Here is a 9,420-nt window from a genome sequence, read left to right as displayed (position 1 = left end):
TTCTTGCGATACACGTAAGTCCAGAACTCATCAACCTCTAAGCGTTCATAGTAGCTCTTCTTAGGCGCGATCTTATAAATGGATGAGCCTATGGTGCTCAATACTTTACCGATACTGACTGAGGCTATAATAGCTATGTCTCTAACGCCGCAACCTCTAACCGTCATTAGCCGTATGATGTCTTCTATTTTAGAATGACAGCCGTGATAGGTTAAGGCATGGTCACCAATAAATTGTCGTTTGCAGTCCTTGCATTGGTAGTTCTGCTTGCCATAGCTTTTTATGCCGTTTTTCTTTAAACTGGGACTGTGACAGTCGGGGCAACTGATATCTATTTGTGTCTTCATAACCTCAAATATATCATCTTGCTTTGGCTGTCACCCTCCTTTTATCTCCTCAGCATACTTTCTGATACACCACCAAAATTTAAAACTCGTGTTGCCCCATTGGCAGAGTATAACCATCATTTGGCAGATAACGTCGATAAAAAAACCGAGCTGTTTGATGAAGATGGCGCCAGTCTAGGTTGCTTTGATTGGGTGATTTGTACCGCGCCAAATGGACAAGCTATAGAGCTAATGGCAGATAGCGGCTTTGGTGAGCAAACCAAGATTACCGAAGCACAGATGCTAGCATGCTATACCTTGATGTTAGGCTGGGATGATATTACTCAACTACCAGAGACATTAAACCACTTAAGCAACCCATCAATATCGCAGTGGGATGTTGCTTATTTGAATGAGTCTATTCTCGATAGAATATTTATTGAGCATCAAAAACCTGCCCATGCTGAGCTACTACCCAGTGTCACTATCCATGCGCGCAATGACTGGTCGGAGGCGCATGTCGATGATGATATCGAGTCAGTCCAAGCACAACTGTTGCAAGCAGCACAGCAGGCTCTCAACTGGAGTGCTGACGGTGCGCCCAGTCAAATAGACTGTCATCGCTGGCGTTATGCGGCAACACTGGTTGAGCACAAAAATAAAGACAACAACAGCACTAACAACCAAAAATCAGGCATATTAGTAGATAAGCAGCGCCAATGGATTGTCAGTGGTGACTGGTGTGCACAGGGCAATATCGAAAGCTGCTATCAAATGGCAAAACAGACCATTGAGGTGCTTAATAAAGCAAGATAAGCGTATTTTTCCAAAATAAAAAGGCAATAAATGATGTTTGGATTTGACATAGATTTAGAGCTATTGGGCTATCATTTTTTTCAGTTGGGCATCGCTTTTATATTGTCATTGCCAATCGCTCTGAACCGCGAAATGAAAGACAATGGCGCAGGGCTTAGGACATTTCCTTTGGTCACCATTGCTTCCTGTGCTTTTATGTTGGTTGGTCGGGATATTTATGATTCGGCTGGTGAGGCGAGAATTATGTATGCGATTATTACGGGTATGGGGTTTATCGGTGGTGGGGCGATTTTCAAAAATGAGGAAGGCTCAAAAGGTACTGCAACAGCTGCAAGCTTATGGAATACGGGCGCTATTGGTATTTCGGTGGCGTACGGTCGTTATGAGATTGCCATTATATTGTCTGCGGTTGGTTTTTTAATCCTACAATTCTCAGAGCCGTTTAAAATAAAGAAAGATTAGGCAGTCAAATATCAATGGAGAGGCGTTTCAAACGCGCATGGTGACATCTCAAATACGATTAAGCGTAGCAATGGCTATCGATATAGGGGTAAGACATACCGCTATAACATCGAGCTATTAAAGACTCAACGCAACTATGACGGCTATTGGTACAGGTGAGGGTGTCCATCGTATAGCAAGCGTGTAGGCATGTTCATTTTATTGGTGGTTAACCTATCAAAGTTTTGAGCAGATGGTGGTCAAATTGGTAGTCAATCCAATATATAGAAAAATCAAAGCCATATAAATCAATAGTTTTTAGGCAAAAAAAGAGCCCACAGAGGAGGAGCTGTGGGCTGAGGAAAACTGATTATGTAGATAATCTACAAAGGCAGCGGTGGTGATTTGTTGTTATTATAAGTTTTTATTTATCATTATTTTATAGGGCTAGTTATTGAGATTAGGGTGGTCATGGCCAATTCAATAGCGATATATATTTACTTACATATTTAAGTGTACAACTGTTTTATTTAAGTTGTTATCATAACCCAATCAGTGAGTCTTTAGCTGTTTTGGTTACATGACATTACGTTTAAAGAAGGGGTAGGGTGACGTTGGGTTTGTCTTTGGCTTCACACGACTATAATTTGAAATAAATAGAGATAACTGGATAACCAAAGAGATGGCATGACGGCTTGCCTGAAAAATGCTAAGCTATCTGCCATTATTGTGACTATATTAAACTGGGTTTGCCATGACTGAGAGTACGCATTTGCATACGCAGGAGCCATCAAGTACGCAAAGTGACAAGAGTATTTTTAACTTGCCCAACAATCTGACTATTGCGCGTATCTTGATGATTCCGCTATTTGTAGCGATTGCCTATTGGCCACCTGCCATGGGGATTGGTATGCCTGCCATCTCAGATAACGTGATTGCGCGGGTCGGTATGAGTGAGTTTAGCGACAGCTTATTACGCCATTTATTATTGACGGGCGTGTTTATCCTTGCCGCCATTACCGATTGGCTCGATGGCTATTTTGCTCGTAAGCTTAATGTGGTATCAGCCTTTGGGCGCTTCTTGGACCCCGTCGCTGACAAATTGATGGTCGCCGCAGCGCTGATTATATTGGTGCAATGGCATCCTAATATCATCATGGCGATTGCCGCCATTGTGATTATTTCACGTGAAATTGCCGTATCAGCACTGCGTGAATGGATGGCTGAATTGGGCAAAAGCACCAGTGTCGCGGTCTCTTATGTGGGCAAGCTTAAAACCACGTTTCAGATGGTAGCGATTACCGTGCTACTATTAAACTGGGAATCGTTAGAGATGATTGGCTATGTACTCATGGTTGCAGCGGTAATTTTAACGCTATGGTCAATGATGATTTATCTAAGAGCTGCTTGGCCTTATTTAAAACAAAGCGGTTAATGACAGCTTTTTAAGATTAAAACTCAGTCAATAAAAAACGCCAGTCGCATCAGCCACTGGCGTTTTCGTTTGTGATCTTATAGCTTATGCTTTTTTAATGTTTAGCTTAAAATAACTTATAGCGTTACAGAGTTATTTTCACCTAAGTTTGCCGCTTTTTTGCCATCCATCACCGCAGCAGTGGTCATCTTAAACATATTTACCACTGAGCTACCGCTGAGCCAGTATTCGGCACCATTCGGTACGACTTTAATCAACTGCACATTTGGATCTTCTTTACCTTGCTCATAAAAGGCATTATAGACTGGCGACCATAGCTCATCGAGCTTCTCTTGATCGTCGACCAATTCAGCCTTGCCGTTAATAGACACATAATCTTTTGAGTCTTGACTGACATAAGCCAAATTCACCTGCGGGTTTTTTTCGATATCTTTGACGGTTTCTGTGGTTTTATCACCGATAAACCAAATCTCTTTGGCGCCAATACTGGTTTCGCTAGTGGTCATTGGGCAAGCATGCAGATGGTCTTCGTGGGTACGGGTGGTCATCATGGCAAATTTAACGTCTTTTACCAACTCCTGAACTTTATCGATATGGTCCTGTCTACTCATAGTGATTATCCTTTTTTCATTATAGTAATTGGGTTTTTTGCTAATTATATAGTCAGTCCTAAATAAAATAAGTACAAATATTATCACGTGTTACTGGGACAAATTTTTCTTGCTTGCTGTGCCTGCGCAGACAGAGGCTACGCAAAATTTATCCCAGTAGCACTGTATTTTTTTATAGTGGATCGGCTATATTTTGATTATTTTTAATTTTGATTGCTTTAACTTATTGAATCTTTGGCTCAAATGAGTAAACACTTGGCTCGTTAATAACTGTTATCTAGAATACCGATGACCGGTAGACTATTTATATAGGTTGCCAGTAATGCGATGTGACGGTTTGTAAGGAGTGCTCCTTTTAAGTAAAAATTGTGACGCCAATATCGGAAAGTTTCTGCCAAGCAATCTTCGTGTCGTAAAAGTAATAACCATTTTTTTATGATAATCGTTTTATGGCAGTTTGAGTGTAGGTAACAGTAATTTATCTTGGTTTAGAACTGCTTATTACAGGGCTTCTTGTTATAATACGCGGACCATTTACTTAGCATGGCAGAGATGCCTTGATCTTACGGATTATGCCTTTATGATGACCATCGCCGGACAACCGTTTCTTACCGATTTTCAGACGCAACAACTCATCAGTCAGTTTCAGCAAAAAACCGCGCTAAACGTCAGCCAAATCAATAGTCAGCAAGTTTATGTGCTATCGCGTGAACTAAGCGGTACTGAGCATAAAAAAGCGCTGGATTTGTTTGGGATTAATGAAGGTATTGACCTTGCCACTTCGCAAGACAATCAAATACAAGTAATCGTAGGCCCACGTTTTGGCACAATATCGCCTTGGGCAAGTAAAGCGACCGATATTTTTAATAACTGCGAAATTGCGATCAATCGTGTTGAGCGGGTGATTGTTTATACGCTAACCGTTGATGGAAAAGCAGAGGGCGACGTTAGTAAAAGTCAGCTGAGCGAAAAACTGCCAGTAGACGCTGAGCAATTATTGTTTGACCGTATGACCCAAAGCTTGGTTTATGACTTAAGCGACGTGAATAAACTGTTCGACGATCAGCAGCCAGCATCGCTTAATCATATTGATGTCATCGGCGAAGGGCAGTCTGCGTTAGAAGCTGCCAATACAGAATTTGGCTTTGCGTTATCGAGCGAAGATATTGATTATTTAATGAATGCCTACGTCAATGAATTAGGTCGCAATCCAACCGACGTTGAGCTAATGATGTTCGCACAGGCGAACTCAGAGCATTGCCGTCATAAAATCTTCAATGCTGAGTGGACAGTAGATGGCGCAGTACAACCTAAATCACTGTTCCAAATGATTAAAAATACTTATAAAGCCAATCCACAAGGTATTTTGTCTGCTTATAAAGACAACGCTGCGGTGATGGCTGGCTCGAATGGCATGCGCTTCTACCCAGTTCCTACTGACGCGATGGATGCCAATTCTGCGCATCCTTACGATTTCCATCAAGAAGAAATCGACATTTTAATGAAAGTTGAAACTCATAACCATCCAACCGCGATTGCCCCTTATGCGGGTGCAGCGACGGGCGCGGGCGGTGAGATTCGTGATGAAGGGGCAACAGGTCGCGGTGGTAAGCCAAAAGCCGGTCTAACGGGTTTTCACGTATCGCACTTGCATATTCCAGAGCTTGCTGAAAAATGGGAGCAATCAGGTCAATTAAGTACGCAAGATTATGGTACGCCTGATCGTATGGCAACCAGCCTTGAGATTATGACGGAAGCGCCACTAGGTAGTGCCAACTTCTCAAACGAATTTGGTCGTCCAAATTTATGCGGTTATTTCCGTAGCTTCCAGTTAGATACGTCAGCGGCAAAAGACGGCAGCCAAATGCGCGGCTATCATAAGCCAATCATGCTTGCCGGTGGTTACGGCAATATCAAACGCAACCTCATTGAAAAAAATTCTATTCAGCAAGGTGATCTATTAATCGTCTTGGGTGGCCCTGCGATGCAAATTGGCTTGGGTGGTGGCGCGGCATCATCGGTCGATAGTGGTTCACTCGATGAAGGCTTAGACTTTGCCTCAGTTCAGCGTGATAACGCTGAGATGGAGCGTCGCTGTCAAGAAGTGATGGATCGCTGCTGGGCATTAGCTGGTAATGATGTCGATGCGAGTAATAATGGTAAAGATGGCAACCCAATTGTTTCTCTCCATGACGTCGGTGCAGGCGGTCTATCGAATGCGATGCCAGAATTGGTCAATGACCATGAAATGGGCGCCATACTAAATCTACGTAAAATCCCGTCGTTAGAAGCTGGTATGTCGCCAATGGCAATTTGGTCAAATGAGGCGCAAGAGCGTTATGTGCTAGCGATTCGCCCTGAAAGCAAAGACCAGTTCGATGCGATTTGTGCCCGTGAGCGCTGCCCGTATGCCATCTTAGGCGAAGCTACGGAAGTACGTCAGCTCGTTGTTAATGATGACTTACTCTCTGATCAGCCAGTTAATATGCCAATGCAAGTCTTGCTCGGTGGTACGCCGCAGATGCAACGTAGTTTTAATCGTCAAGAGAATGAGCTACCTCCGCTAGAGCTCAATGACTTTGAGTTAGCTGACTCTATCAAAGATGTCTTACGTCATCCAACCGTTGCTAGTAAATCATTCTTGATTAGCATTGGTGACCGTTCTATCACGGGTATGGTGGTGCGTGATCAATATGTTGGTCGCTATCAAGTTCCTGTCGCTGATTGCGCGGTAACTGCTTCAGGATTAATCGCGCTAGATGGTCAGCCGATGAGCGGTGAAGCGATGAGCGTCGGCGAGCGTACGCCTGTTGCGCTTATTAGCCCAAAAGCCTCTGCGCGTTTGGCGGTTGGTGAAGCAATCACTAACATCGCTGGTGCGCGTATTAGCCAGCTTTCTGATATCACTATGTCAGCAAACTGGATGGCAGCGTGTGGCGATGATAATGAGGACGCTGCATTGTTCGACGCCGTACATGCTATCGGCGAAGAGCTATGCCCAGCATTAGGTATCGCCATTCCAGTCGGTAAAGACTCGCTATCGATGCGTGCCAACTGGACTGACGGGAACGATAACCAAGACAAATCAGTGGTTTCGCCAATGAGTCTCGTGATTACCGCTTTTGCGCCTGTCGTTGACGTGGCAAAAACGCTAACGCCTGAACTCATTAATGGTGATAGCGCGTTCTATCGTATTGACTTATCCAAAGGCAAACTGCGCCTCGGCGGTTCAATCCTTGCGCAAACAGCAAGCCAACTGGGTAACGAGTGTCCAGACCTTGATCAGCCAAGTGATTTGGTCGACTTCTTTAACTTTATCCAAGCGGGCAATGCGCAAGGCGTTATCAGCGCTTATCACGATATCGGTGATGGTGGTTTATTAGCTACTATCGCTGAGATGCAATTCACTAGCCGCCAAGGTATCAAGCTGTCATTGAATGATAAGAACTTACTCGGTCAATTATTCAGTGAAGAATTGGGCGCGGTCATTCAAGTGTTGCCAGAAAACGTCGCCGCTTTAATGCAAATGGCAGAAGAGTTTAACGTTAGCGATATGCTCAGCCTCGTCGGTCAAAGCACTGAGGAAGATAGCTTAATCATCCAAACGCCTCTGCATATGGGTGTCGATGGTATTAACAGCACCTTACGATTTAGCCGTAGCGAGTTGCAGCAAGAATGGAGTCAGGTCAGCTATCAAATCGCCCGCCGTCGTGACAATCCAGCGTGCGTACAGCAAGAGTATGACCTGATTAGCGACGTCAACCATCAAGGGCTTATCGCTGCGCCAAACTTTGATCTTAACCAAAAAGTCGAAGAACCATATCTAAAAAGCCGTGCTGATTCTGATAACAGCAAACCAAGAGTCGCCATCCTGCGTGAGCAAGGCGTCAACGGTCAGACAGAGATGGCAGCAGGCTTTACTCAAGCAGGCTTTGAAGCGGTCGACGTCCATATGAGCGATTTGCTTAGCGGTCGTATCAATCTACGCGACTTCGATGGTCTGGTCGCTTGTGGTGGCTTTAGCTACGGTGACGTACTGGGCGCAGGCTCTGGCTGGGCGAACTCTATCTTGTTCCATGACGAATTACGCATGCAGTTTGTACGCTTCTTCGCTCGCCCTGATACCTTTAGCTTAGGCGTCTGTAACGGCTGTCAGATGATGGCGCAGTTAAAAGACCTCATCCCAGGCGCGGAAAACTTCCCACGCTTTATCGCCAATAAGTCAGCTCGCTTTGAAGCGCGTACGGTCAACATCAAAGTCGAGCGTACCAAGTCTATCTTGTTTAAAGGTATGCAAGACAGCATCTTACCAATCGCTGTTGCTCACGGTGAAGGCTATGCCACGCTTAATGCGACTGAAATCGACGGTATGGAAAAACACGGTCAACTCGCCATGCGTTATGTGGATAGCCAAGGTCATCCAACCGAGACGTATCCGCTCAATCCAAATGGTTCGGTCGGTGGTGTCACTGGACTGTGTAGCACTGATGGTCGTGTGACGATTATGATGCCACATCCTGAGCGTAACCTAAAAGCCTATAACCACAGCTGGAAACCAGAAGAGTGGGATGAGGATGGTGCGTGGATGCGTATGTTCCGTAATGCACGAGCTTGGTTGCGCTAGTCGCAAACCTAGATGCTTGATTAGCTTTGTCAAACTTGCTGAGCCTACGACATGTAGTGCTTGCGCATGTTTTCCTCGCTACTCAAACCTCTAGCAATTGCTTGTAGTTTTAGATAGCTGTTTTTTAAAATGAAAAGGTGGGCTCAAAGCTCACCTTTTTTGTGTTTGTGGCTTGGGTTTTTGAGAAGTAGTGGAGCTACTCCCGCCTTCCACTTGTATCTGCCAGTCTGGGCTAGCGGTAACATCGTGTTCTTGCTATTATCTACTTATGAACTATCTGAAGATCTGAATAAATATTGTATTTTGAGATTAAAGCATGCGTAAATATATTTTTATCCTAGCAAGCTTTTTATTAATAGCTTGTCAACCAGAGGCACATAATAATTCAAACGACACACCAAATAGTAGCCTCGAAGTAGACATGGATTCTAAAATAATGAGTGACGATGAAGAAGCAGGAGATAACGTTAAGATGGCGCCGATTACGGAACAAGATGATTACGTTGAAAGTGATTTCGATACAATGAAAGGCTTAATTAATAAAAAGGGAAAGTGCCTTTATATTGATGACTATTTAATTTTGATTCAAACCGAGAGCTTGTCTTTTAACGAGGATATATCAGCTTTGTATGATGAGGAAAACCAAGTCAGTTTTGGAATAGGAGATACAGTAACCCTAGGTGGGTTCTCAATTGATTACTCTGATCTTATGGACAACGATATGGGGTCTAGTACGGAATGGAAAAATCCATATCTTTATGATTGTCAAGCAGACAAAGTATGGATAACAGTGGACATTGTCTATTGATTTAACAATAGTAAAAAGTGCGTAGGTTGGGTGAAGTTTGCGACACCCAACAATTTAGAGTTAATAATCTGAACCAATAACTTGTTGGGTTTCGTTCTTCGATACCAACCTACAAAAGAGTTATGATATACATCCAAATCATAACTCTTTTGTAGTGTAGTAACTATACGACACTTGGTTGAAAACACGTTTGCAAGGCTAAAACAATTTGTAGTATGGCGACTCGCTACGAAAAACTGGAGCCTTTCCTAAAAAGTGTGTAACTGCTTATAATCCACTAACAGGAGAATAAGCAATGACTAACCAATCTGACATCAAGAAACTGGCTGAGCAAATGGCCAGCAGCATGAAAAGCTTCG

At 43.7% G+C, this 9,420-nt stretch carries 7 protein-coding genes; 5 read left to right on the top strand and 2 right to left on the bottom strand.

Features of this window, described 5'->3' with window-relative positions; all coding sequences use genetic code 11:
- On the bottom strand, positions 1 to 347 hold a 347-nt coding region (locus EI161_RS11970), incomplete at its 3' end, for an IS1 family transposase (RefSeq protein ID WP_192529651.1).
- Between the two features lie 99 nt (positions 348 to 446).
- Between EI161_RS11970 and EI161_RS11965 the strand changes: the two genes are divergently transcribed.
- From EI161_RS11965 to pgsA, 3 genes are all read left to right on the top strand, one after another.
- The gene (locus tag EI161_RS11965; RefSeq protein WP_225735371.1) at positions 447 to 1,142 is read left to right on the top strand and encodes a hypothetical protein; all 696 of its coding nucleotides are present in this window, start codon (positions 447 to 449) and stop codon (positions 1,140 to 1,142) included.
- A gap of 33 nt (positions 1,143 to 1,175) precedes the next feature.
- The gene (locus tag EI161_RS11960; RefSeq protein WP_192529652.1) at positions 1,176 to 1,604 is read left to right on the top strand and encodes an MgtC/SapB family protein; all 429 of its coding nucleotides are present in this window, start codon (positions 1,176 to 1,178) and stop codon (positions 1,602 to 1,604) included.
- Positions 1,605 to 2,337: 733 nt separating this feature from the next.
- On the top strand, positions 2,338 to 3,018 hold the full coding sequence (pgsA, locus tag EI161_RS11955) for a CDP-diacylglycerol--glycerol-3-phosphate 3-phosphatidyltransferase (RefSeq protein ID WP_192524717.1): 681 nt from the start codon (positions 2,338 to 2,340) through the stop codon (positions 3,016 to 3,018).
- Positions 3,019 to 3,134: 116 nt separating this feature from the next.
- Here the strand turns inward: pgsA and EI161_RS11950 are convergent, their stop codons facing one another.
- Complete coding sequence (locus EI161_RS11950; protein WP_192524716.1) at positions 3,135 to 3,629, bottom strand: pyridoxamine 5'-phosphate oxidase family protein; 495 nt, start codon at positions 3,627 to 3,629, stop codon at positions 3,135 to 3,137.
- A 580-nt stretch (positions 3,630 to 4,209) separates the two neighbouring features.
- Here EI161_RS11950 and purL point away from each other — a divergent pair.
- Both purL and EI161_RS11940 read left to right on the top strand, forming a co-directional pair.
- Complete coding sequence (purL, locus tag EI161_RS11945) at positions 4,210 to 8,253, top strand: phosphoribosylformylglycinamidine synthase (RefSeq protein ID WP_192529650.1); 4,044 nt, start codon at positions 4,210 to 4,212, stop codon at positions 8,251 to 8,253.
- Between the two features lie 316 nt (positions 8,254 to 8,569).
- Entirely contained in the window at positions 8,570 to 9,061 is a 492-nt protein-coding gene (locus tag EI161_RS11940; RefSeq protein ID WP_192524103.1) for a hypothetical protein, read from the top strand.
- The last annotated feature ends 359 nt before the right edge of the window (positions 9,062 to 9,420 follow it).

This window comes from Psychrobacter sp. FME5 (genome assembly GCF_014861375.1).
Lineage (GTDB): Bacteria > Pseudomonadota > Gammaproteobacteria > Pseudomonadales > Moraxellaceae > Psychrobacter.
The sequence above is the reverse complement of the archived record's forward strand: the minus strand, read 5'-3'. Positions and strand labels throughout refer to the sequence as shown.

Bases quoted from the DNA above. Each gene is read 5' to 3' on its own strand.
- EI161_RS11960 (WP_192529652.1), top strand. From the start codon at position 1,176: ATGTTTGGATTTGACATAGATTTAGAGCTATTGGGCTATCATTTTTTT.
- pgsA (WP_192524717.1), top strand. From the start codon at position 2,338: ATGACTGAGAGTACGCATTTGCATACGCAGGAGCCATCAAGTACGCAA.
- EI161_RS11950 (WP_192524716.1), bottom strand. From the start codon at position 3,629: ATGAGTAGACAGGACCATATCGATAAAGTTCAGGAGTTGGTAAAAGAC.
- purL (WP_192529650.1), top strand. From the start codon at position 4,210: ATGATGACCATCGCCGGACAACCGTTTCTTACCGATTTTCAGACGCAA.
- EI161_RS11940 (WP_192524103.1), top strand. From the start codon at position 8,570: ATGCGTAAATATATTTTTATCCTAGCAAGCTTTTTATTAATAGCTTGT.